Source organism: Rhodococcus sp. D-6 (genome assembly GCF_040256695.1).
Classification (GTDB): Bacteria; Actinomycetota; Actinomycetes; order Mycobacteriales; family Mycobacteriaceae; genus Rhodococcus; species Rhodococcus pyridinivorans.
Genome location: NZ_CP132970.1, coordinates 2,636,333 through 2,658,509, shown reverse-complemented (window position 1 = coordinate 2,658,509; position 22,177 = coordinate 2,636,333). Strand labels below are relative to the sequence as shown.

Annotated in this window: 20 protein-coding genes and 2 pseudogenes; 6 read left to right on the top strand and 16 right to left on the bottom strand. The window is 65.9% G+C overall.

Features of this window, described 5'->3' with window-relative positions:
- Window positions 1–6: 6 nt before the first annotated feature.
- Window positions 7–420 carry a SufE family protein gene (locus tag RBB84_RS12540; RefSeq protein ID WP_006550177.1) on the bottom strand — a complete coding sequence of 138 codons (414 nt, stop codon included), beginning with the start codon at window positions 418–420 and terminating at the stop codon, window positions 7–9.
- Entirely contained in the window at window positions 417–1,310 is an 894-nt protein-coding gene (locus RBB84_RS12535) for a sulfurtransferase (protein WP_024101525.1), read from the bottom strand. The genes RBB84_RS12540 and RBB84_RS12535 overlap by 4 nt, the downstream gene beginning before the upstream one ends.
- Before the next feature lie 62 nt (window positions 1,311–1,372).
- Between RBB84_RS12535 and RBB84_RS12530 the strand changes: the two genes are divergently transcribed.
- Window positions 1,373–1,789, top strand: coding sequence for a group III truncated hemoglobin (locus RBB84_RS12530; RefSeq protein WP_019288521.1), 417 nt, complete (start codon window positions 1,373–1,375; stop codon window positions 1,787–1,789).
- 13 nt (window positions 1,790–1,802) lie between these two features.
- Here the strand turns inward: RBB84_RS12530 and RBB84_RS12525 are convergent, their stop codons facing one another.
- The 7 genes and pseudogenes from RBB84_RS12525 to RBB84_RS12495 all read right to left on the bottom strand — a co-directional run.
- Window positions 1,803–2,465 carry a Maf family protein gene (locus tag RBB84_RS12525; protein ID WP_033097085.1) on the bottom strand — a complete coding sequence of 221 codons (663 nt, stop codon included), beginning with the start codon at window positions 2,463–2,465 and terminating at the stop codon, window positions 1,803–1,805.
- A gap of 1 nt (window position 2,466) precedes the next feature.
- Window positions 2,467–2,793 carry an acyl-CoA carboxylase subunit epsilon gene (locus RBB84_RS12520; protein ID WP_006550181.1) on the bottom strand — a complete coding sequence of 109 codons (327 nt, stop codon included), beginning with the start codon at window positions 2,791–2,793 and terminating at the stop codon, window positions 2,467–2,469.
- Window positions 2,794–2,949: 156 nt separating this feature from the next.
- Window positions 2,950–4,572 carry an acyl-CoA carboxylase subunit beta gene (locus RBB84_RS12515; protein WP_268655988.1) on the bottom strand — a complete coding sequence of 541 codons (1,623 nt, stop codon included), beginning with the start codon at window positions 4,570–4,572 and terminating at the stop codon, window positions 2,950–2,952.
- Between the two features lie 382 nt (window positions 4,573–4,954).
- Window positions 4,955–6,673, bottom strand: coding sequence for an acetolactate synthase large subunit (locus RBB84_RS12510; RefSeq protein WP_350247669.1), 1,719 nt, complete (start codon window positions 6,671–6,673; stop codon window positions 4,955–4,957).
- 125 nt (window positions 6,674–6,798) lie between these two features.
- A complete protein-coding gene (locus RBB84_RS12505; protein ID WP_217580635.1) occupies window positions 6,799–7,095 on the bottom strand; it encodes a DUF3263 domain-containing protein in 297 nt (98 codons plus the stop codon).
- Window positions 7,096–7,127: 32 nt separating this feature from the next.
- Complete coding sequence (locus RBB84_RS12500; protein ID WP_350247618.1) at window positions 7,128–8,273, bottom strand: 2-oxo acid dehydrogenase subunit E2; 1,146 nt, start codon at window positions 8,271–8,273, stop codon at window positions 7,128–7,130.
- Between the two features lie 38 nt (window positions 8,274–8,311).
- Window positions 8,312–9,424: pseudogene (locus tag RBB84_RS12495) on the bottom strand (pyruvate dehydrogenase); the annotation flags it as partial.
- A gap of 142 nt (window positions 9,425–9,566) precedes the next feature.
- Here RBB84_RS12495 and RBB84_RS12490 point away from each other — a divergent pair.
- Window positions 9,567–10,697 (top strand): ISAs1 family transposase, encoded by a 1,131-nt coding sequence (locus RBB84_RS12490; RefSeq protein WP_350247617.1) that lies wholly within the window; start codon window positions 9,567–9,569, stop codon window positions 10,695–10,697.
- A gap of 23 nt (window positions 10,698–10,720) precedes the next feature.
- Here RBB84_RS12490 and RBB84_RS12485 read toward each other — a convergent pair.
- Window positions 10,721–11,968, bottom strand: a pseudogene (locus RBB84_RS12485) (pyruvate dehydrogenase); the annotation flags it as partial.
- 269 nt (window positions 11,969–12,237) lie between these two features.
- Between RBB84_RS12485 and RBB84_RS12480 the strand changes: the two are divergent.
- The gene (locus tag RBB84_RS12480; RefSeq protein WP_350247668.1) at window positions 12,238–12,714 is read left to right on the top strand and encodes an Lrp/AsnC family transcriptional regulator; all 477 of its coding nucleotides are present in this window, start codon (window positions 12,238–12,240) and stop codon (window positions 12,712–12,714) included.
- Between the two features lie 31 nt (window positions 12,715–12,745).
- On the opposite strand, the gene RBB84_RS12475 is transcribed toward RBB84_RS12480, so the two are convergent.
- On the bottom strand, window positions 12,746–13,711 hold the full coding sequence (locus RBB84_RS12475) for a formylglycine-generating enzyme family protein (RefSeq protein WP_350247667.1): 966 nt from the start codon (window positions 13,709–13,711) through the stop codon (window positions 12,746–12,748).
- Between the two features lie 16 nt (window positions 13,712–13,727).
- The gene (locus tag RBB84_RS12470) at window positions 13,728–15,518 is read right to left on the bottom strand and encodes an arylsulfatase (protein WP_350247616.1); all 1,791 of its coding nucleotides are present in this window, start codon (window positions 15,516–15,518) and stop codon (window positions 13,728–13,730) included.
- On the opposite strand from RBB84_RS12470, the gene RBB84_RS12465 reads away from it, so the two are divergent.
- Window positions 15,517–15,699 carry a hypothetical protein gene (locus tag RBB84_RS12465; RefSeq protein ID WP_350247614.1) on the top strand — a complete coding sequence of 61 codons (183 nt, stop codon included), beginning with the start codon at window positions 15,517–15,519 and terminating at the stop codon, window positions 15,697–15,699. The genes RBB84_RS12470 and RBB84_RS12465 overlap by 2 nt on opposite strands.
- Here the strand turns inward: RBB84_RS12465 and RBB84_RS12460 are convergent.
- The 4 genes from RBB84_RS12460 to RBB84_RS12445 all read right to left on the bottom strand — a co-directional run bounded on the left by RBB84_RS12460 (window position 15,672) and on the right by RBB84_RS12445 (window position 19,879).
- Window positions 15,672–16,298: a malonic semialdehyde reductase gene (locus tag RBB84_RS12460; RefSeq protein ID WP_350247612.1), complete on the bottom strand. Its 627-nt coding sequence runs from the start codon at window positions 16,296–16,298 to the stop codon at window positions 15,672–15,674. The two genes, RBB84_RS12465 and RBB84_RS12460, sit on opposite strands and share 28 nt — an antisense overlap.
- 8 nt (window positions 16,299–16,306) lie before the next feature.
- Window positions 16,307–18,295: an acetoacetate--CoA ligase gene (locus RBB84_RS12455; protein ID WP_350247611.1), complete on the bottom strand. Its 1,989-nt coding sequence runs from the start codon at window positions 18,293–18,295 to the stop codon at window positions 16,307–16,309.
- Between the two features lie 67 nt (window positions 18,296–18,362).
- Window positions 18,363–19,250 (bottom strand): fumarylacetoacetate hydrolase family protein, encoded by an 888-nt coding sequence (locus RBB84_RS12450; protein WP_350247609.1) that lies wholly within the window; start codon window positions 19,248–19,250, stop codon window positions 18,363–18,365.
- 56 nt (window positions 19,251–19,306) lie between these two features.
- Window positions 19,307–19,879 carry a VOC family protein gene (locus RBB84_RS12445; protein WP_350247608.1) on the bottom strand — a complete coding sequence of 191 codons (573 nt, stop codon included), beginning with the start codon at window positions 19,877–19,879 and terminating at the stop codon, window positions 19,307–19,309.
- Window positions 19,880–20,186: 307 nt separating this feature from the next.
- Between RBB84_RS12445 and RBB84_RS12440 the strand changes: the two genes are divergently transcribed.
- The gene (locus RBB84_RS12440; RefSeq protein WP_350247606.1) at window positions 20,187–21,449 is read left to right on the top strand and encodes a helix-turn-helix domain-containing protein; all 1,263 of its coding nucleotides are present in this window, start codon (window positions 20,187–20,189) and stop codon (window positions 21,447–21,449) included.
- Between the two features lie 258 nt (window positions 21,450–21,707).
- Window positions 21,708–22,160, top strand: a complete 453-nt coding sequence (locus RBB84_RS12435; protein ID WP_350247665.1) for a flavin reductase family protein — start codon at window positions 21,708–21,710, stop codon at window positions 22,158–22,160.
- Window positions 22,161–22,177 lie beyond the last annotated feature (17 nt).

Genomic DNA, 22,177 nt, shown 5'->3' with positions numbered 1-22,177 from the left:
ACCGCGTCAGGTTCGGAGATGCCGCTTGATGCGCGTGAGCATCGCGCTCATCCCTCGCAGCCGCAGCGGGCTGACCGCCTCGGCGAGACCGAGCGAGGCATAGAAGTCGTCGGGCACGTCGAGGATCTCCTGTGCGCTGAGACCGTCGAGTCCCTGCTGCAGGATCGATGCGAATCCGCGGGTGGTCGGGGCTTCGGCGGGTGCGCTGAAGTGGAGCTTCACCTGCGACCGGTCGGATGCGTCGACGGACAGGAACAGCGGCGACTGGCACTCGGGCACCGGCTCCATCGCCGCTTCCTCGAGTTCGGCGGGAAGCGGCGGGAGCTCGCGGCTGAATTCGAGAAGCAACTGCAGCTTGTCCTGACCTTCGACGGCAGCGAAGTCGTCGACGATCTCGGCGAGGGGGGCGGGAATGCTCATGCGGCCGGCGCTTCTCCGGGCTCGTCGCCCTTGGCGATGGGCACGCGGACGGCGTTGCCCCACTCGGTCCACGAACCGTCGTAGTTGCGCACGTTCGAGTATCCGAGCAGGTAGGTGAGGACGAACCAGGTGTGGCTCGAGCGCTCGCCGATCCGGCAGTAGGCGATCACGTCGGCGTCCTGGTCGATGTCGCCGTAGATCTCCTCGAGTTCGGGCCGCGCACGGAACCGGCCGTCGGGCGCCGCTGCCTTCGCCCACGGGATCGACACCGCGGTGGGGATGTGGCCACCGCGCAGGGCGCCTTCCTCCGGGTAGTCGGGCATGTGGGTGCGCTCGCCGGTGTACTCCTGCGGCGACCGCACGTCGACCAGCGGGCCCTTGCCCAGGTGCGCGAGGACATCGTCCTTGAATGCGCGGATCCGGGCGTCGTTGCGCTCGACGACCGGGTAACCGCTCGTCGTGGCGGCGGGGATGTCGAGGGTGGTGTCGCGGTTCTCGGAGATCCACGCGTCGCGTCCACCGTCGAGCAGGCGGACGTCCTCGTGGCCGAAGAGGGTGAAGACCCACAGTGCGTAGGCGGCCCACCAGTTGGACTTGTCGCCGTAGATGATCACGGTGTCGGTGCGGCGGATGCCCTTGCGATCCATGAGCGCGGCGAACTGCTCGCCGTCGATGTAGTCGCGGGTGACGGGGTCGTTGAGATCGAGATGCCAGTCGATCTTCACCGCACCGGGGATGTGCCCCACGTCGTAGAGCAGGACGTCCTCGTCGGACTCTACGACCTTCACTTCGGGATGACCGAGATGAGCGGACAACCACTCCGTCGACACGAGACGGTTGGGATCGGCGTATACCGCGAACGAAGGGTTGCTATCGGGTGCGACGGGCACATGGGCTCCTGAGGCTGTGGTGGCAGGTGCGCCGTCGATTCTAGGCGGTACCGTGACGGGACGTGACCCGCAGTGACACCCACGGCGACCGGCCGGCCCCGGTCGAGCTCGCATCGCGGGAGCACATCGACCTGCTGGTCCGGCGGTTCTACGAACGGGCCCTCGACGATCCCGTGCTCGCGCCGGCCTTCGACGTCCTCGCCGTGATCGGACTCGACGACCATCTGGTGGTGGTCGGCGACTTCTGGGAGCAGATCCTCTTCCGCACCACCCGCTATCGCGGAGCGTTCGTGCCGGTGCACCGGGCGCTGCACGGACACCACGGACTGACCCCCGCCCGGTTCGAGCGGTGGTTGCAGTTGTGGTGCGGGACCGTGGACGAGATGTTCCACGGCGTGGATGCCGAACGTGCGAAGACCAAGGCCGAGGCGATGGTGGGCTCGTTGCAGAAGACCTTGTACGGCGGCACGGCCCGATAGTGCCGGGTACGGCTCAGTTCTCGAGCGCCTCGACGGGGATCGCGGCGTTCTCGGCCCACAACCGGGCGACGGAGATGCCGACCTCGGCGAGGAGGCGCCGCACCAGCGGGAGCCCGATGCCGATCACCGACGACGGATCGCCTTCGATGCCCTCGACGAACCAGCCCCCGTGACCGTCGAGCGTGAAGGCCCCGGCCACCTCGAGCGGCTCACCGCTGTCGAGATAGGCCTCGAGTTCCTCGTCCGTGGGGATGCCGAAGTGCACCACGGTGCCGCTGTGGTCGGCGGCCTCCGCGACGACCTCGTCGTCGCGGAGACGGAGCACGGCATGACCGGTGAGCAGCTCGCCGCTGCGGCCGGCCATCGCCTGCCAGCGCTCGCGGGCCGCCTCGACGGTGCCGGGCTTGCCCTGCAGAGCGCCGTCGATCAGCAGCATCGAGTCGCAGCCGATGACGACGGCGTCGCGCAGCTTCTGCTCGCGCAGGACGGGCAGGATGTCGGTGGCCTTGGCGCGGGCAAGCTCGGTGACCACCTGCGCCGGCGGCGTGCCGGGGCCGAGGGACGCGATGAGCGCGTCCTCGTCGACCTCCGACACCTGCACCAACGGCTTCACGCCCGCCGCGTGGAGAACCGCGAGGCGGGCGGGTGAAGCCGAGGCCAGAACGAGCCGGGGCATGTCAGCCGCGGTTCGGGTACGAATACGGCGAGAACGGCGCCCACTGCCGGTGCGTCCGCGTCGGATCGCCCCAGGTCTCGGGCGGCCGGGTGTCGACCACCTCGTCGCCCGCCGACGCAGCGGCAGCGGCGAGCACGGCGACGAGAGCCGCGATCTCCTCGTCGGCGGGGTTGCCCTTGACGATGCGGATGGCAGCCGCGGTTTCGGCGACCGCGGTGCTCTCCTGGGCGGCTTCGGTCGCGTCGTCGGCGGCCGTGGCCTCGACCGCGGGCGGCTGCTCTTCGACTTCGAACTCGGTGATGATCTTGTCCTCTGCCGTCGCTGTCACAGGGCACCCCCCGGGTACGCGTCCACACAGGCATCGGATGCCCACCGGGTCGCTGTCATGTCGATCCCTCTCTCGGGTTCATCGCACGTCGTCGGCGACGTGCTACGCCGTACGGTCGCGGCAGGACCGAGCTGCGCCCGGTCCTGCCGCCGAGCGTCACAGCGGAATGTTTCCATGCTTCTTCGGCGGGAGCGAAACCATCTTCCGCTCGAGCAGGCGCAGCGCGGAGACGATCTGTCCGCGCGTGTGCGACGGCGGGATCACCGCATCGACGTAACCGCGCTCGGCGGCGACGTACGGGTTCACCAGGGTGTCCTCGTACTCGTTCTGCAGCTCGAGGCGCAGCGCGTCGACGTCCTGACCGTTCTTGGCGGCCTCGAGCAGGCGCTTGCGGTAGACGAAGCCGACGGCGCCGGAGGCACCCATGACGGCGATCTGCGCGGTGGGCCATGCGAGGTTGACGTCGGCACCCATGTGCTTGGAACCCATGACGTCGTACGCGCCGCCGTAGGCCTTGCGGGTGATGACCGTGATCTTGCCGACGGTCGCCTCGCCGTAGGCGTAGAGCAGCTTGGCGCCGCGGCGGATGATGCCGTTGTACTCCTGCTCGGTGCCGGGCAGGAAGCCGGGAACGTCGACGAGCGTGATGATCGGCACGTTGAACGCGTCGCAGGTGCGGACGAAGCGCGCGGCCTTCTCGGACGCGTCGATGTCGAGGCAGCCGGCGAACTGCGTGGGCTGGTTGGCGACGATGCCGACGCTGCGGCCGTCGACGCGCCCGAAGCCGACGATGATGTTCTTCGCGCGCTCGGCCTGGACCTCGAGGAACTCGTCGTCGTCGAGCAGGCGACGAATGACCTCGTGCATGTCGTACGGCTGGTTCGGTGAATCCGGGATGAGCGTGTCGAGCTCGATGTCCTCGGCGGTGAGGGAGTCCTCGATCGCACCCTCGATCGGGTCGCTCGGCGCGAGGCGCGGTGCAGCGGCCTGGTTGTTGCTCGGCAGGTAGGACAGCAGGTCCTTGACGTAGTCCAGGGCGTCCTGCTCGCCGTCGGCGACGTAGTGCGCGACACCCGACTTGACCATGTGGGTGTGGGCGCCGCCGAGGTCCTCCATCGTGACGTCCTCGCCGGTGACGGTCTTGATGACGTCGGGGCCGGTGACGAACATCTGGCTGGTCTGGTCGACCATCACGACGAAGTCGGTGAGTGCGGGGGAGTAGACGTGACCACCGGCCGCGGGGCCCATGATCAGCGAGATCTGCGGGATGACACCGGAGGCCTGCACGTTGCGGTGGAAGATCTCACCGTAGAGACCGAGGGAGACGACACCTTCCTGGATGCGCGCGCCGGCGCCTTCGTTGATGCCGATCAGCGGACGGCCGGTCTTGAGGGCCAGGTCCATGACCTTGACGATCTTCTCGCCGTAGACCTCGCCGAGGCTGCCGCCGAAGACGGTGGCGTCCTGCGAGAAGACGCAGACGTCGCGGCCGTCGATCGTGCCGTAGCCGGTGACGACGCCGTCGCCGAGCGGACGGTTGTCGGCCAGGCCGAAGTTGGTGCTGCGGTGGCGAGCGAGGGCGTCGAGTTCGACGAACGATCCTTCGTCGAGGAGCGCCTGGATGCGCTCGCGAGCGGTCAGCTTGCCCTTGGCGTGAACCTTCTCGACTGCGGCCTCACCGACCGGGACCTTGGCCTGTGCTTGACGGTTGCGCAGGTCGGCCAGCTTGCCGGCGGTGGTGTGGATATCGGGAAGTGCGAAAGAATCTGTCGCTGTCATCGGTAGCCGTTCTTGTCCTCAGGTGTCGACGCCGCGCCGGTGTTCCTATGTATGCACAGGCGGCGACAGAAAGCGGATCGCTGCTATGTGTTCGGGTATGTCACAAGTGCGTCGGACGCCATCCCATCCGGGCGGGACAACAGTGTGCCGATACTGCGCATCGGCGTTCCGGACCGGGACCGGCCCCTTTCGAGGGACCGCATAGAACATCGACCCAGCACATGTGCGCTCCTAGGAGTAGTCCAGTGCACTGGACCCATCACCTCATCAATGTCATCGTCACCGTTGGATAGGCGACCGCCAGCGTGATATTCGGCGTTGTAAGCAGGTCGAATTGCGCACTGCTTGGCTTCGCCCGGTCCCTGCCCTTGTCTGTGAGCCGCTAATCGGATTCGTCGAACAACGGCCGGATCCCTTCGGCGAGCATGATGTGGTTGTTGCTGGTGCCAGCTGCGATCATCGGCCACACCAGGGCGGTGTCGTCGACGATGAAGTCGATGACGACGGGACGATCGGTGATGGCTCGGGCCTGGGCGATGGTGGTTTCGAGATCGTCTTCGTGGTCGCAGCGCAGGGCCACGCAGCCGAGTGCTTCGGCGAGCAGGGCGAAGTCGGGGATGCGCCGGGTGTGGGTGGCGAGGTCGACGCTCGAATAGCGACCTTCGTAATGAACGTGCTGGAGCTGCCGGACCATGCCGAGGTTGCCGTTGTTGATAACCGCGACCTTGATCGGTACCCCTTCGATGGCAGCGGTGGCCAGTTCCTGGTTGGTCATCTGGAAGCAGCCGTCGCCGTCGATCGCCCACACTTCGCGGTCGGGAGCGCCAAGCTTGGCGCCGAGCGCGGCGGGGACGGCGTAGCCCATGGTGCCGAGGCCGCCGGAGTTGAGCCAGGTGCGGGGTTTGTCGTAGGTGATGAAGTGTGCGGCCCACATCTGGTGTTGTCCGACCCCGGCGGCATAGATGGCCTCCGGACCGGCAGCCTGCCCGATCGCCTCGATGACTCGTTCGGGCGCAAGAGCGCCGGTGGACGGGCGGGTGTAGCCGAGCGGGTAACTGTCGCGTATCCGGTCGAGCTCGTTATGCCAGTCGGCCAGACCGAAACCGCCAGCGTCTGAGCAGTTGGTGCGGATCTGATTCATCAGGGCGTTGAGCACGTTCTTGCAGTCTCCGACGACCGGGACGTCCGCGTGTCGGTTCTTGCCGATCTCGGCGGGGTCGATGTCGACGTGGATGACTTTGGCTCGAGGGGCGAACGATGTCGGCTCGCCGGTGACCCGGTCGTCGAAGCGGGCGCCGAGGGCGATGAGCAGGTCGCTGCGTTGCAGGGCGGCCACGGCGGCGACGGTGCCGTGCATGCCGGGCATGCCGTAGTGCAGGCGGTGGCTGTCGGGGAACGCTCCGCGCGCCATGAGGGTGGTCACGACGGGGATGCCGGTCAGCTCGACGAGTTCACGCAGCTTCGGTGCTGCACCCGATTTGATGACTCCACCCCCGACGTAGAGCACCGGGCGTTCGGCTGCAGCGATCAGGTCGGCGGCGGCCCGGATCGGTCTGGGGTGGGGTCGGGTGATGACGCGGTATCCGGGCAGTCTGCGTTCCGGAGGCCAGGTGAAGGTGGTGCGGGCCTGCAGGACGTCCTTGGGAATGTCGACCAGCACCACGCCGGGCCGCCCGGTGGCGGCGATGTGGAAAGCGTCGGCAAGCGCTTTCGGGATCTCCGCCGGGTCGGTGACGAGCATGTTGTGCTTGGTGATCGGCATGGTGACGCCGCAGATGTCGACTTCCTGGAAGGCGTCGGTGCCGATCAGGGGACGTCCGACCTGTCCGGTGATCGCGACGACGGGCACCGAGTCCATCTGGGCATCGGCCAGCGCGGTGACCAGGTTCGTCGCACCGGGCCCGGAGGTGGCCATGCACACGCCGACCTTGCCGGTGGCCTGGGCGTAGCCGGTTGCGGCGTGGCCGCCGCCTTGTTCGTGGCGGACGAGGACGTGCCGGACCTGGGGAGAATCGAGCAGGGGGTCGTAGACCGGCAGGATCGTTCCGCCCGGGATGCCAAAGACGATCTCGACATCGAGTGCTTCCAGGGACCGCACCACCGATTGTGCGCCGGTGACCGGGACCGGTGTGGAGGGCGGATTCGTTGTCGCGCGGGCAGGTTCCGCGGCGGGCCCCGCCTCGGTGGTGTCGGCCGGTGCGAGTGGGATGAGGGCGGTGGGTGGGTTCACAAGGTTTTCTTTGCGGTCGCCGGAAGAGAAGGAAGGTCGGTTCGGTTCGTCGTGTTCGTGGTGCCGGGGTGTGCGCGTCGGGTCGGACCGGGCAGCTTGGCTATACAGATTTCTCGGAGCAACGAACACGTCGCGATGTCGAGCTCGTCTGTGGGGGCTGCGAGTAGGGCGAGTACACGGCGGTAGAACGTGGTCGGGGTCAGGCCGAACTCGGGCAGGATGTATTCGTCCCCGTCGTCGAAGGATGACCAGCGGAGCACGAAGTCGACCATGGCCCGTTCGTCCGGTGTCATTGCGTCTCCTCTCCGGCGAAGGTGCCAGGGTGTTACAACAGGTCGGCTGCGGTGAATCCGTGTTCGAGGGTGTGTTTGACCGTGGTGAGGAAGCGGGCTGCGTCGGCGCCGTCGACGACGCGATGGTCGTAGCTCAACGACAGATAGGCCATCGAGCGCACATCGATGCGCAGCCCACCGTCGTGGCGAGTGGGGACGAGGCGTTCGACGACGGTCCCGGTGCCGAGGATGCCGGTCTGGGGTTGGTTGATGATCGGGGTGTCGAACAGAGCGCCGCGACTGCCGGTGTTGGTGAGGGTGAAGGTGCCGCCGGACAACTCGTCGGGGGAAATCGTGCCGGTGCGGACGCGTTCGGCCTTGTCGGCGATCGCGCGGGCAAGTTGTTCGATGCTCATGAGGTGGGCATCGCGAATGACCGGCACCATCAACCCGCGTTCGCTGTCGACGGCCATGCCGAGGTGGCAGTGCTCGAAGTAGCTCACCTCGGTGACCGCCGAGTTCAGCGAGGCATTGAGCACGCGGTGCTGCGCCAACGCTGCAATCGCGGCCTTGGCGAAGAACGGCAGAAACGACAGTTTGACGCCGGTCCGCGCATGAAAGTCATCCTTGTGTGCCGTCCGTAAAGTAGCGATCGCGGTGACATCGACCTCCACCACCGAAGTCAATTGCGCTGCCACCTGCAGAGATTCGACCATGCGCCGGGCGATGGTCTGCCGGATCCGGGGAAGCTTCTCCACCACGCTGCCGCCCGAATCCGGCGTGGGCTGTGCAGCGACCGGAGAGGTGGGGTCCGGTTCCGGTGACGACCGAACAGCAGGGGGAGTCGTCACCGGAACCGGGGGCACCGCTGCGGGAGGAGACGCAGGTTGCGCAGCGGGTGCCGATTGAGGAGGAGCAGAGGAGATCTGGGTCGACTCGGCGCCGGCTTCGGTGATGACGGCCAGATCGGCGCCCACGGCGACGACATCGTTCTCCTCGACGAGGATGCGGTGCAGGACACCGCTGACCGGGGAGGGGATCTCGGTATCGACCTTGTCGGTGGCGACCTCCAGCAACGGCTCCTCGGCAGTGACGGGATCACCGGGCAGTTTGAGCCAGCGGGTGACGGTGCCTTCGGTGACGTTCTCGCCGAGAGACGGCATGTGCACGAGGGTGCCGGTGAGTGGTTCGGTGCTCATGGTGGTTGTCTTGTTCCTGGAGTCGAGGCCGGGGCCGGTCAGGGAAGGATGTCGAGGGCGGCGGTGACGATACTGTCGGCGTCGATGCCGTGATAGCGGTAGACATCGTCGAGCGAGCCCACCTGACCGAAGCGCGAGACCCCGAGGTGGGTGCTGCGCACCCGGTTGATGCCGGCGAGGAAGGCCAGGGTGTGCGGGTGACCGTCGAGGACGGTGACCATCGGGGTGGCACGGTCGGAGGGGAAGAGCTGGTCGAGGATCCAGCTGTCTGCCGCGCTGCGGCCCTGGCGGGCCTGCCAGGCGTCGAACAGCAGACCGGGGCTGGTGATGCACAGCACGTCGGCACGCGTCCCGGAGACTTCGAGTCGGTCGGCGGCGGCGAGGGCTTCGGTGATCATCGCGCCCATGGCCACGATGGTCACCTGCGCGTCGTCGCGGCGCCGGATCGGATAGCCCCCGGCGACGACCTGGCGGCGGCGCCGTTCGCGGGCGGCCGGATCGGTCGGCACCGCGGCGAGGGTCTGATCGACCGGGCGGGTGGACAGCCGCAGATAGGCCGAGGTGCCGTCGGGGCGGCCGAGCCGGGCGAGGGAGGCCAGCAGGGTCCATTCGACGTCGATCGCGAAGGCGGGTTCATAGCTGATACAACCGGGTTGTTCGAGTCCGATCGAGGGGGTCTTGATGGACTGATGGGCTCCGCCCTCGGCGGCGAGAGTGACTCCCGAGGGGGTGCCGACGAGGATGGATTGTCCACCGGCGTAGATGCCGTAGGACCAGGGTTCCAGCGCCCGTTCGACGAAGGGGTCGTAGAGCACGCCGATGGGCAGCAGGGGCTGGCCCCAGCGGCTCCAGGTGGCGCCGAGTTCGCCGATGAGCCCGACGAGGTTGGTTTCGGCGATGCCGAGTTCCATGTGCTGGCCGGTGGGGCGTTCGTTCCAGTGCATGATCGTCTCGGGATCGTCGGCGAACCAGTTGTGCCGCTCGGCCGCCGACCATACCCCGACCTTGTTGACCCAGCCGCCGAGGTTGGTGGTGGAGCTGACGTCGGGGCTGACGGTGACCACCCGCTGAGCGGCGTCCGGGGCTTCACGGGTCAAGTCCAGTAGTACCCGGCCGAGCGCGGCCTGGGTGGTGGCGGTGCCCTTCGGGGTCAGGGTCCCGGAAAGGTCGGCGCGTAGCCCTGTGACCTCGGGATTTGTCGCCATGTGAACGGCGTGTCGACTGTGATGGGTGCGACCTACGGGATTGGATGGAAGTTCCTACGCCACCGTCCGATCCCGAGGCCGCACCCGCATGCCATCTTCCCCTACGTCGATTCCCTACGTGAACCCGACGCGCCGTGAACTCCTGTTGACCGCACTCGAGACGGTGCCCGACCCCCGCGACCGGCGCGGAGTGCGTTATCCACTCGCGAGCATCCTCGCCCTCGCCGTCACAGCGACCATCGCCGGCGCCCGCTCATTCGCCGCGATCGGCCAGTGGGCCGCGGCCACCACCTGCGAGCATCTTGCCGCGTTCGGCCTCGCCGGAACTGCCGCCCCGGACGAGTCGACGCTCCGCAAACTGTTCGCCCGCCTCGACGCCGACGCCCTCGACACCGCACTCGGGATGTGGATGTGGACTCGCACGTTCGTCGCCGGCCAGCGGCGGGTGATTGCTCTGGACGGCAAGACCGTCCGCGGTGCCCGCCGCCGACCCGATGGAACCGCTCCGCATCTGGTGGCCGCGTTCGACCACAGCGCCGGAGCCGTCCTGGGCCAAATCTGCGTACAGGAGAAGAGCAACGAGATACCTGCGGCACGAACACTGTTGGCGCAGATGGATCTCGACGGGACGGTCGTGACGGTGGATGCGATGCATACCCAGACCGATACCGCGACTCTCGTCACCGGCGCGGGTGGCGACTACGTGTTCACCGTCAAGGGCAATATGCCGACCCTGCACGCGATGTTGAAGACGTTGCCGTGGAAGGGCATACCCGCCGTCCGGACGACGGTCCGCGACCGTGGCCGCACGATCACCCGCACGATCAAGGTTGTCGCTGCCCCTGCTTGGGTCGAGTTTCCCGGTGCCGCTCAGGTCGCCCAGTTGCGGCGCACCGTCACCAACAAGGACGGGAAGAGGACTGTCGAGGTGGTCTACCTGATCACCTCGGCCGACTGTATCGCGGCATCACCGCAGGTCTTGGCGTCGTGGGTGCAGGGACACTGGGCCATAGAGAATCGTCTCCATTGGGTTCGTGATGTCACGTTCGGGGAGGATTTGTCGCAGGTTCGTACTGGTCAGGCCCCTCGGATCATGGCCACGTGCCGCAACATTGCGGTCGGTCTTTTGCGCCTGGCTGGATGGGACAACATCGCTGCCGGGTTGCGGCACCATGCCCGCCATCCCGATCAGGCGCTCGCGCTGGCCTTGACCTCATGAAACCGACAATTCCGGGGCCCTGCCTTCGGGGTGCGGCCGATATCGGTGGGAATGGTCACGTCGGGCAGCGCCGGCACCGGCTCTCGGTGAAGTCGGTCGGCGGTCGCTTGGCACAGCCGACCCGCGCCGGTATCGGCGGTAAAACGACCCCACGGGTTGTGGGCGTCCATGCCGAGGGTCTCAGCGAGCTGGGAGTATTCGTCCACGGTCAGCAGGGCCGAGTGGTTCTGCGGGTGGCCTTCGGTGGGCAGCCCGTAGCCCTTGATGGTGTAGGCGATGATCACGGTGGGCCGGGTGTCGTCGATCTGGCGGTAGGCCTGCGAGAGGGCCTGCAGATCGTGGCCGCCGAGATTACGGACCGCGGCCGTCAGTGTCGCATCGTCCAAGGTGGCGATCAGGTCGGTGATCCGGGCGCTGTCGGGGCCGGTGCCGGGCAGTCGGTCGCGGATCTCGGTGGCGGTGCAGCGCAGCAGCCGCTGATACTCGGGGTTGGGCATGTCGAGGATGCGAGTGCGCAGCGCGTCGCCACCGGGGCGGGCGAACAGCTCTTCGAGGAGCTTGCCGAACTTGACGGTGATGACCTGCCAGCCGGCCGCGTCGAACATCTTCTCCAGGCGCCGGGCGGCGATGTTCGGGATGACCCGGTCCAGGGACTGACGGTTCAGGTCGACGATCCACACCACCTCGCCGAGATCGGCGATCCCAGGGTCGAGGATGGCTTCCCAGACGGCGCCTTCGTCGAGTTCGGCGTCACCGACCAGCGAGTACTGGCGGCCGCGGCCGGTGGCGCCGAGATGGGTGTCGACGTAGCGGCGGGCCATTGCGCCCCAGATCGGGGCGGTGGCGCCGATACCGACCGAGCCGGTGGAGTAGTCGACGGTGTCGGGGTCCTTCGAGCGGCTCGGATACGACTGCAGCCCACCGAATTCGCGCAGGGTGGTCAGATACTTCTCGTTGAGTTCGCCGAGCAGATAGTTGATCGAGTGCAGCACCGGCGAGGCGTGGGGTTTGACCGACACCCGATCGCCGGGGCGCAGGTGCTCGAACCACAGCGAGGTCATGATCGAGACCATCGAGGCGCACGAGGCCTGATGGCCCCCGACCTTCAAGCCGGTGGGGTTCGGGCGCACGCGATTGGCGTGGTGAATCATCGAGGTCGACAGCCACAGCACCCGCTGACGGATCGCCTCGAGTGCGGCGAGATCCTCCGACACCGCAGCGTCAACGCTCGAGTGGGAAATGGCGGAGTCATGGGAGACAGGCTGGGACATCGGGAAACTCTCTTTCGAAGACAACCACGCGGAACCGGGCAGGTCTACTGCATCGGGTGCTGAGGAGCCGGCTCGGCCGGCGACGGATGCGTCGCGGCCGAGCGGCCAAAGGAACAGGAATGCCAATCGGATTGTGTCTGCGGAGGCTTTCCCGATCTGCGGGGTGTGCATACAGTCCACCAGGGGGTGTCTGTGTGCGCAATACTGGACTCTGAAAATGAACAATATGCACTTCGATCCGGGGTGCGGAGGGAAGCGAGGTGGGCACTTTGCCAAGCACGCACCGGGCCGACCGGATCGACGCTCGAATCCTGACCGCACTGGCCGATGACCCTCGCGCCACGGTGATGGCGATAGCCGAGCGAACCGGTCTGTCCCGCAATACCGTTCAGGCACGATTGAGCAAGCTCGACGAGGCAGGGGCGCTGCGCTCGTTCGAACGCCGGGTCGACCCGGCGATTCTCGGATACCCGTTGCAGGCGTATGTGCTCACCAATGTCACGCAACGCAAACTCGACCGGGTCGGCGCGGCGCTCGATGCGATACCGGAAGTGTTGGAGGTGCACGGCCTCAGTGGCGTCGCCGACCTGCTCGTGCATGTGGCAGCCAAGGACGCGGACGACCTGTACCGCATCGCCGGCGACATCCTGAACATCAAAGGCGTCAAACGCACCACGACCGCCTTGGTAATGCGCGAAATGGTGGACTACCGGGTCCGGCCACTGCTGGACGGTCTCGCGGAATAATCGTGGATCCGACAGGTGCGTTTCACTCACATCAGTCACTGGCACAACGAAATCCGATGTTTCCCGCAGTGGAGTCGGGTGTGTTCGACGAACGTGCCGATACCCGGTAGCGGTGACAGTACGAGGCGTGGCACAGATAGGAGCCACCGCGCATCACGCGGTGGGTACCGATGTCAGGACCGGTCGGAGAATGTCTGGGTGAGCGTTCGTAGAAGATGGGCTCGAACCAGTCCTGGCACCATTCCCAGACATTGCCCGCCATCTGCCACAGCCCGTAGCCGTTAGGCCGATAGCTCTTGACCGGGGCAGTGGTGAGGTAGCCGTCTTCTTCGGTGTTGTTCACCGGGAACTTGCCCTGCCAGATATTGCACCGCCACTGTCCTCGGGGCATCAGCTCGTCTCCCCACGCGAAGCGACGGCCGTCCAGTCCTCCCCGTGCTGCGTACTCCCACTCTGCCTCTGTGGGGAGCCTGGTTCCTGCCCACGCGCAGTACGCCGATGCGTCCTCCCAAGAGACGTGCACGACCGGATGGCTCTGCCGTTCGGAGATCGTCGAGCGCGGCCCGTCGGGATGCCTCCAGTCGGCGCCCTTCACCGCGAGCCACCACGGGGTGTGGTCCACACGGTGCACGATGTCCGAAGTCTCTCCGTCGAAGGCGAGATGGAACACGGCCGACACTCCGAATTGCTCGGCGGCGGTGACATGGCCGGTGTCATTGACGAAGGCCGCGAACTGAGCATTCGTCACCGCAGTGGCCGCGAGGCGAAAACCGGGAAGAGTCACGTCATGAACGGGCCGTTCGCCGTCCTGGGGGTATCCCTCGTCGAAGTGGTCACCCATGGCGAAGGTGCCGCTGGGGATGTCCTCGAGTCCGATACGGGGGCGGAGGCGTGTGGAGCGCTCCGATACAGATTGAGCGGCCTTGGTGGACAACGGTACCGGTGATCGTCCAGCGGTGGTGCTCGACGGTGCGCAGCACGGGGAGGTGTCGCTCATCGTGGTCACGACTCGATCAGTCGGTCCAGTCGATCGAGTACATCAGCTCCGCGATTCGCGGTGCTGCTGCCTCGACAGCCTCGAACGGTGCTGGGACGACGCCGTTGTCGGCCGCGTACCGGTCCCACTTCTCAGCGAGTCTCCGGGCGACGTCCGGATGTGTGTCGATCAGGTCGGTGGTCTCCCCGGGGTCGGTGCGCAGGTCGTAGAGGGCGTAGCGGCCGGTGCCGCCGGCGAGAGCAGGGGCGTAGACGAGTTTCCAGTCCCCTTCGCGGTAGACGCGGTGGCCGAACAGCTCCATGCCGAACTCGTCGGTCCCGACCTGATCGGATGTTCCGTCGAAGAGCGGCTTTGCGGAGGTGCCCGACAACAGACCAGCGTTGTCGGTGTCGGCTCCCGCATAGTCGGCAAAGGTGGGATAGAGGTCCACGATGTGGGTGAAGGTATCGACAACACGGGGGCCGCCGTCGTTGGTGCCGGCGGGGGTCTTCACGATGGTCGGAACACGTGTTCCGCCTTCGAAGACAGTGGTCTTGGTATGGAAGTACGGCCCCGAGGAGACCTGGGCGTTGGGCAATCCGAGCGTGGGATACGAGCCGGGCAGGCCGTACGATTCGACGTCCCCGACGAGCGAGTAGTGTTCGTCCTGCCATTGCGCGGCGCCGGGTTTGGCCGTGTACACCACGCGCGAGGCGCTGGCGGCGCCGTTGTCGCTCGTAACGACGATGAGGGTGTTGTCGTACTCGCCGGTGTCTTTCAGATGGTCGGTCAGCCGTCCGATCTGCCGGTCCACATCGTCGATCATGGCGGCATACACCGCCATCCGGTATGCCAGGTCACGACGCTGCTGCGGGTTCAGGGTCTCCCAGTCCGGGGTCTGCACGGGCCACCGGGTGGCCACATCCGGATCGATCAGGCCTCTGTCGGCCAGTCTGTCGATGCGTTCGGCGCGGAGTGCATTGAAGTCGTTGTTGCCCATATAGCGGTCGAGGTACTCCTCGATCAGATCTCGGTCCGGAACGTGCAACGGATCGTGGACCGCACTGTAGGCGAGATAGCCGAAGAACGGCCGGCCCGATTCGCGGTTCTGCTCGATCATGCGCAGCATCTCGTCGGTATATGCATGGGTGGAATAGAAATCGTCCGGCAGTTCGTCGACGGGTTCCCCGTTGCGCTCGTAGAGGACGGTGTCCACCGGCTCCACTTCACGCGGAGCGTGACGCAGTTTGTCGGCATAGTGCGAGGCAGCACCGTCGTACAGGGTGAAGTTCTGCTCGAAGCCGAGGTCGCGGGGAGTTTGCCCCGGTTCATCACCCAGATGCCATTTTCCGACCTGGTAGGTGGAATAGTCGGCGTCCGATAGGACTTCGGCGATACCTGTGTACTTACCGTCGAGAGTGCCGCGGTACCCGGGTGTGGTGGTCGGTACCCCTGGAGCAGTGAAGCCTTCCATCGAACCGAGGCCAACCCGGTGCGGGTCCTGCCCCGTCATCAATGCGGCTCGGGTCGGTGCACAGACCGGATATGCATGGAAATTGCTGAACTGCAGCCCCTCACCGGCCAGCGCATCGATGTTCGGTGTCGCAGCGTCACCGCCGTAGGGGCCCAGATCGGTGTAACCGAGATCATCGAGCAGGATCATCAGGATATTGGGCTTGTCACCCGGTTGCGCCGCGGCTGAGGTGGCCTGTGCTTCGGACGAGGCGGGACTTGCGCAACCGGCGGCGACAGCTACCACGGTGGATGCACACAGAGCGGCGCGCAGCGCCGAGGTAGTGGAGAACCGGTTTCTGGGATGGTTGCGCATGAAGCTGCCTTTCGAGGAACCCGACGGCTGGGGCCGATCCGGGCAGGGCGAGGTCGGTGGGGTCACGGCGTCGCTGGAAGAGGGGACGGTGCGCCGGCCGGTGCCGATCCTCGGCGCCGAACAGGGTGGTGGGAGGGTGCTCGAGACGGGGTGTTACTCCCAGCGCACGCACTCGGTGTAATCGAGACGGGGGAGTCGGTCGAACCAGGGGTCCTGGCCCGGGTAGCCGATGTTGATCACTAACAGTGACCGCCACTGCCCCTCGGGGAAGAAATCGGCGTCGAGGCCGGCAGCGTCGAATCCGCTCATCGGACCTGCGGCCAGTCCGCGGGCCCGGACGGCGAGGATGAAGTACCCGGCCTGCAAGGTGGCATTGAGCTGTGCGGTGGACGACCGGATTGCTTCGTTCGTCGCGTAGAGCTGACCGAGTTCCGGTTTGAAGGGCAACAACGTGCCCATGTGCTCGTGGAATCGAGTGTCGACAGCCAGGATCGCGACAGCGGGAGCCGACGAGGTCTTGGCCTTGTTGCCCTCGTTCATGTGGGCCACGAGCCGTTGGTGTCCGGCCTCGGTGCGGACGAACATCACCCGCAGTGGCTGGGTGTTCGCTCCGGTCGGTGCCCACCGTGCGAGTTCCCAGATGTCGGTGAGTTGCTGATCGGACACCGGTGTCGGTGCGAAGGTGTTGGCGGTCCGCGCTGCGGTGAACAGCGCCGCGAGGGCGTTCTCGTCGACGGGTGCGAGCTGGTCGGGTACGTGCTGATCTACGGTTTCGGTCACGTTCGTCCTCACTGGTGCTGTGTCTGGCGGGCGCGGTGGAACGCGTCGGCGTAGTCGATGTACCAGTCCAGAGTGTCGGTATCGGCGACGGTGGCCCGGTTGAGTGCGCTCTCCGCCGGGGCTCCCTGGATGAGCTTTTTGATCGGCACTTCGAGGCGTTTGCCGGTCCGGGTCATCGGCACAGCGGGGACATCGATGATCTCGTCGGGAACGTGACGCGGTGACACTTCGGTGCGGATTGTGGCGCGGATCTTGTCGGTGAGTGCGTCGTCGAGATCGCAGCCGTCACGCAGCACCACGAACAGAGGCATGTGGTAGCCGCCGTCGGGAAGCTCGGCGCCGATGACCAGCGCGTCGACGATCTCCGGAAGGCTGTCGAGAGCCTGGTAGATGTCGGCCGATCCCATGCGGACACCGCCGCGGTTGATGGTCGAATCGGATCGGCCGTGGATTCGGCACGTGCCGCGGTCGGTGATGGTGATCCAATCGCCGTGCCGCCACACTCCGGGGAAGGTGTCGAAGTACGACTCGCGGTAGCGGTCACCATCGGGGTCGTTCCAGAAGTGGATCGGCATCGACGGCATCGGGGCGGTGATCACCATTTCCCCGACCTCGTCGGTGACGGGGTGTCCGTCGGCGTTCCAGGCTTCGACGGCAACGCCGAGGCACGGGCCTTGGAGTTCACCGGTGTAGACCGGTTGCAGGGGGTTGGCGCCGACGAAGGCGGTGGCCACGTCGGTTCCGCCGCTGTCGGAGCCGAGATGCACACTGGGGGAGACATTCTGGTAGACCCAGTGCCAGGTCGAATCCGGCAGCGGGGAGCCCGTGCTCATGATCGAACGCAGCGCGCTCAGATCGAAGTCCCTGACGGGGGTGGCGCCGGCCTTCTCGCACACGGTGAGATAGGCGGCACCCGTGCCGAATCGGGTGACTTTTTCGGTGCTGCAGATGCGGAACAGGGTGTCGGGACCGTCGGCAGTGGAGCTGCCGTCGTAGGTGATGATCGTGGCGCCGGTGACCATGGCATCGATGAGCATGTTCCACACCACCCAGGCGGTGCTGGCGGCGATGAACACCCGATCATCAGGGCCGAGATCGTAATGCAGGGCATTGGCCTTGAGGGATTCGAGGACGATGCCGCCGTGCGAGTGCACGATGCCCTTGGGCAGTCCGGTGGTACCGGAACTGTAGAGAATCCACAGCGGATGGTCGAAGGGCACCTGCTCGTACCGCGGAGGCGCGTCGCCGGTGATCAATTCTGCGAAGTCGAGAACTCCGTCCGACAGCGGCCTCGCCGGGTCGAGGTTCCGGACCACGATGGTGTGCTTCACCGTGGGCAACTGTGATCGCAGCTCGTCGAGCTGGGCGCGACGATCGATGCTCTTGTGGTTGAATCGGTAGCCCTCGACACCGAGGAGTACGGTTGGTTCGATCTGTGCGAACCGGTCGAGCAGCCCCTTCACCCCGAAATCCGGTGCGCAGCACGACCATACCGCGCCGACGCTCGCGGCTGCGAGTACCGCCACGACAGTCGGCGCGATGTTGGGCAGCACCGCGGCGATACGGTCTCCGGGGCGCACCCCCAGTGCGCGCAGCTGTGCGGCGAGATTGGCGACCTGGGATACCAGTTCGTCGCGTCCGATCTCGGTTCGTGTGCCGCTTTCGTCGAGCGCCACGATCGCCGGACCGGTGGCGTCCGTGTGGCGCAGCAGGTTCTCGGCCCAGTTCAATCGGGTTCCGGGAAACCAGTGTGCTCCGGGCATGGTGCGATCGGCGAGGGCGGTGGTCGCCGGTGTCGAAGCCAGGACGTCGAAGTACTCCCAGACGGACGACCAGAAGCCGTCGAGGTTGGTCACCGACCACTCCCACAGGGACCGATAATCCGTCGTGACGACGTTTTTGGTCTCGGCAAGCCATTTCTGGTACTGCGACATTCTGCAGTCGACGACCCGCTCCGGGGACGGGGACCACAACTGCTCTGGTGCGGTGCCGGACACAGCAGACTTTCCTTTCGGCGGAGCAGCGGTAGGGCCGTCGTGGCCTTCACCGTCTTCGATGTGACTGTCAGTTGGTGGCGGCTCGGGAGAAAGCCGACAGGGGATGCGGCCGCCCGCCGGCGACGAACCGGTGGCGCATTTCGCCGATTCCTTCGGCGCGACTGATCAATTCGTCGTCGACGCCGATGAGCCGCTTGGGATCTCGGGTGAACCCGATCCCCGATGGGGTGCCGGTGAAGATCAGATCACCCGGCCGCAGCGGCACGATGGACGACAGATAGGACACCAGAACCGGGATGGGGAAGATCAGGTGTCGTGTCCGGGATTTCTGCATGAGCTCGCCCGACAGCACGGTACTCACCTCGAGGTCGTCCCGATCGGCGAACTCGTCCGGTGTGACCAGCACCGGACCGATCGGTGTGAAACCGGCAAAGGACTTACCGAGTGAGAACTGTTGTGGCGGCGGTCCGGACAGTTGCAGTTCTCGTTCGGAAAGATCCTGGCCCAGGGTCAGCCCGGCCACGTACTCCCAACCCTGATCGGCCGGTACGTGGCGGGCTTCCTTACCGATGACGGCGACGAGTTCGACTTCGAAGTCCACCGAGCCGCCGGGATGCTCGATCGTGTCGTAGGGGCCGGCGATCGAGGCGGGGAACTTGGTGAACACGAAGGGGGTGTCGGGCAGTTCGAGACCGGATTCTTCGACGTGGTCGGCGTAGTTCACGCCCACGGCGAAGATCTGACCCGGACGGGGCACAGGGGCCTGTAGTTCGGATTCGATCACCGCGGGCGCGTCGGAGAACTCCACCGTCCGCGCCCACGAGACGAACTCGTCCCAGCACCCGAAGATCTGTTGCGGATCGGAGGAGAAACGTCCGGAACTGGCGTTTTCCACATCCACCGCCCGGCCTTCTGCAACGAGTACGAGCCGGCCGGATTGATTTGCCACGCGCATGAGAACGAATCCTTCGAGACGATCGGGAAGAGTGTCGGAATCGGGGGGACCAGCGGTCAGCTGGTCAGTGCGACCATCGGGTCGGGCAGATCGGGGCTGGTCTCCAGAGCCCAGGAGTGGGTCGTGATCTTCGAGACCGGCACACCGGCGGCCAGTGCGTCGCGCATCAACTCGGGGACGAACGACACGCCGACGGGGTTGGTGCCGTATTCCGGTCCGTGCATGTATTCGGTTGCCTCGTCGGGAGTAGCGAAGTTGTCGATCTGCAGCTCGACGAAGTTCCCGTCGGGGTCCTGGTAGTACAGCGAGGTCGTCACGCCGTGCTGGATCGGTACCTTCGGTTCGATGCCCTTGGCCTTGAGCATGTCGTAGCGGTCGAGCAGGTCCTCGAGGGTGTCGAAGGTGTAGGCCGAATGATGCATGCCGGCGGCGCCCGGGTTGCGCGGCGCCAGTTCGACGGGGACACCGAGCAGGGCGACGCGATGATGCTCGTCATCGAAGGTGATGAAGCACAGTCCGTGTCCTTCGAAGACCACGTGGGCGTCGAGGACGGTGCAGTACCAGTCCCGCATCTCTTCGAGGCGGCTGGTCTGGAGCACAACGTGCGCGAACTTGGGGGTAGAGGTCATCGGGGGTTCCTCCTGCATCGAATGGGACACCGGTTGGGCGGACCACAGGGGCATGCGCATGCCAGGGACGGCCCGTTCGGTCGCGCGTGGCACTCGAAAGTGCCGCTACGTTCGAAAGACACGACATGATGTCGAGTCCCGGGCCGGTTTTCCGTGTGGTCCGCGTCACGTAATCTGTCTCACAATTTCATGCGATAGATTGGCTTTCGGCTACTGGCTGGGCACCAACAAATCTGCCCGGACTTGGTCTGTGGCCCAACAAAACGAAGGCGTGACGAAATGATGCGGCGGAATCGGAGGGGGCTGGGTGCCTCACTGGACTGAGAAACTGTCCGGAGGACGGGCTGGGCAGTCGGAGGCCGAATGGCTGAATCCGGATGCCGAGCAGGTGCGGGAAGCGCTCGGCGATGGTGCGGTGACCTGGGCCGTCGAAGTCGGTCAGGACATCGCAGCACGGATAGTGCAGAAGGTTCCTGCCCTGTCGGACGATGTCGCCGCTATGGAGGCCGTTCGTCGGGCCACTACGTCGACCACCCTGCGCGCATTGATGCTGGTGGCCGGCCTGGGGGAGTCCGACGCGTCCCTGGCGAGTGCTGAGGTAGGGGAAATCGCCCGGGACTTCGCTCGCCGGGGCATGGAACTCGACGATCTGCTCCGTGCGATCCGCGTGGGGTTCGCCGTGCTCGCGGCAGGCCTGCTCGATGCGGCGAACGAGCTGCTACCCCCAGCGGAAGGCAGCGCCGAACTCCGCCGGATCTCTGTGTCGCTCTTCGAAGCGCATGACGACTTCACGGCCGGAGCTGCCTCGGCCTTCATCGAGGAGCAGAGTGTATGGACCGCCGGTGTGTCCGCTGCCCGACTGGATCTGGTGCACCAGTTGCTCCGTGGGGAGGATGTCGACCCGGCCTACGCTGAGAAAGTACTCGGTTACCCGCTAGCCGGCCCGCACATCGCCGTTGTCGCCTGGACCGGCCCACCCCCGACGCGGGATCTGCGCGCTGTGGTCGACACAGTATTGCGGCAATGGGGGGCGCCTGCGACCTCTCTAGTGCTCCCGGTGGGCCTTCAGGCGGTGTGGGCATGGGGAGCAATCGGTCCCGGTGGTGCTCGCTCCCGCGGTGAACTGCCGACCTTCGACGACGTATTCGTGGTCGTCGGAGAGCCCGGGTCCGGGGTGGAGGGTTTCCGGAGAAGTCATACCGAAGCCAAGGCGGTGGAACGGCTGATCCGCCTTCGCGCTCGACAGATGGCGTGCACCGTGGCACACGAAGATATTGCACTGGAAGTACTTCTGCTCGCAGATCCGGCTGCGGCCGAACGGTTCGCCTCCCGAGTCCTCGGTCCTCTGGCGCAGGACGAGCCGCGGATGATCGAGCTTCGCTCCACGCTGCGGCGTTACCTCGATATGGACCATAGTCTGGCAAAGGTTGCCGCGACGGAACACATCTCGAAGAACACGGTGACCTATCGCATCAACAAGGCGCTGGACCTGTGTGGATACCCGGGCGGGACGACTACCGACCTTCGGGCTGCGCTCCGTATCCACGAGTGGCTGACAGCAGCGCGCTGACCCGGGATCGACAGGCACGCGAAATCTTCCCGGGCCGATGGGTTGGTCTCGGAACCAACAGGGACGGCCAACCTTAGGCTGCGCACCAATGCGCAGGTCGCATCCGGTGCGTTCTAATTGTGTCCTAGAACACAGCCGGTCCTCCGATAAGTGCAGTCACGCGGATCCCGGCGCTCCATCCTCAGGCCCGTGGCCTCTCCCGCGGTCGATCGAAGGACACTTCCGTTGAGTTCGCTACAGGAAACTTTCAAGCACGTGATGGCACACGTGGCCACTCCGGTCGCTGTCGTCACCTCCATCGACGGTGGACTGCCTGTCGGCACCACCGTCAGCGCCTTCCTCTCCTTGTCGATGAACCCGCCGATGATCCTGGTCTCTCTCGACAAGGAGTCCGAGACCCTCGAACTCGTCACCGAAACAGGGAGATTCGGCGTGAACATCCTCTCCAGCGAGCAACATCACGCCGCTCTGAAGTTCGCCACCAAGAACGGAATTGGCAAGTTCCACGGTGTCCGATGGGACATCGACCACGACCTACCCCGCATCGTCGGGGCAGCCGGCTGGGTGGCTTGCACCGTCGACCGAATCGTCGAAGGTGGCGACCACATGGTCGTGCTCGGCCGCGTCATCGCTGCCGAGCAGCACGACGGCGAGCCACTGACCTACCACCGCCGCTCCTTCGGAACCCATCGCGCCCTCGAAACGGTGTAACCCGACCACTCACGACG

What these genes read in the sequence shown, in the direction of transcription:
- RBB84_RS12540 (WP_006550177.1), bottom strand. Translation starts at nt 420, where the DNA reads ATGAGCATTCCCGCCCCCCTCGCCGAGATCGTCGACGACTTCGCTGCC.
- RBB84_RS12525 (WP_033097085.1), bottom strand. Translation starts at nt 2,465, where the DNA reads ATGCCCCGGCTCGTTCTGGCCTCGGCTTCACCCGCCCGCCTCGCGGTT.
- RBB84_RS12515 (WP_268655988.1), bottom strand. Translation starts at nt 4,572, where the DNA reads ATGACAGCGACAGATTCTTTCGCACTTCCCGATATCCACACCACCGCC.
- RBB84_RS12505 (WP_217580635.1), bottom strand. Translation starts at nt 7,095, where the DNA reads ATGACACCGGACGAACGGGCCATGGTCGACTTCGTGCTCCGCTGGTCA.
- RBB84_RS12500 (WP_350247618.1), bottom strand. Translation starts at nt 8,273, where the DNA reads ATGAGCACCGAACCACTCACCGGCACCCTCGTGCACATGCCGTCTCTC.
- RBB84_RS12490 (WP_350247617.1), top strand. Translation starts at nt 9,567, where the DNA reads ATGCCATCTTCCCCTACGTCGATTCCCTACGTGAACCCGACGCGCCGT.
- RBB84_RS12475 (WP_350247667.1), bottom strand. Translation starts at nt 13,711, where the DNA reads ATGAGCGACACCTCCCCGTGCTGCGCACCGTCGAGCACCACCGCTGGA.
- RBB84_RS12465 (WP_350247614.1), top strand. Translation starts at nt 15,517, where the DNA reads ATGAAGCTGCCTTTCGAGGAACCCGACGGCTGGGGCCGATCCGGGCAG.
- RBB84_RS12470 (WP_350247616.1), bottom strand. Translation starts at nt 15,518, where the DNA reads ATGCGCAACCATCCCAGAAACCGGTTCTCCACTACCTCGGCGCTGCGC.
- RBB84_RS12450 (WP_350247609.1), bottom strand. Translation starts at nt 19,250, where the DNA reads ATGCGCGTGGCAAATCAATCCGGCCGGCTCGTACTCGTTGCAGAAGGC.
- RBB84_RS12445 (WP_350247608.1), bottom strand. Translation starts at nt 19,879, where the DNA reads ATGACCTCTACCCCCAAGTTCGCGCACGTTGTGCTCCAGACCAGCCGC.
- RBB84_RS12435 (WP_350247665.1), top strand. Translation starts at nt 21,708, where the DNA reads ATGGCACACGTGGCCACTCCGGTCGCTGTCGTCACCTCCATCGACGGT.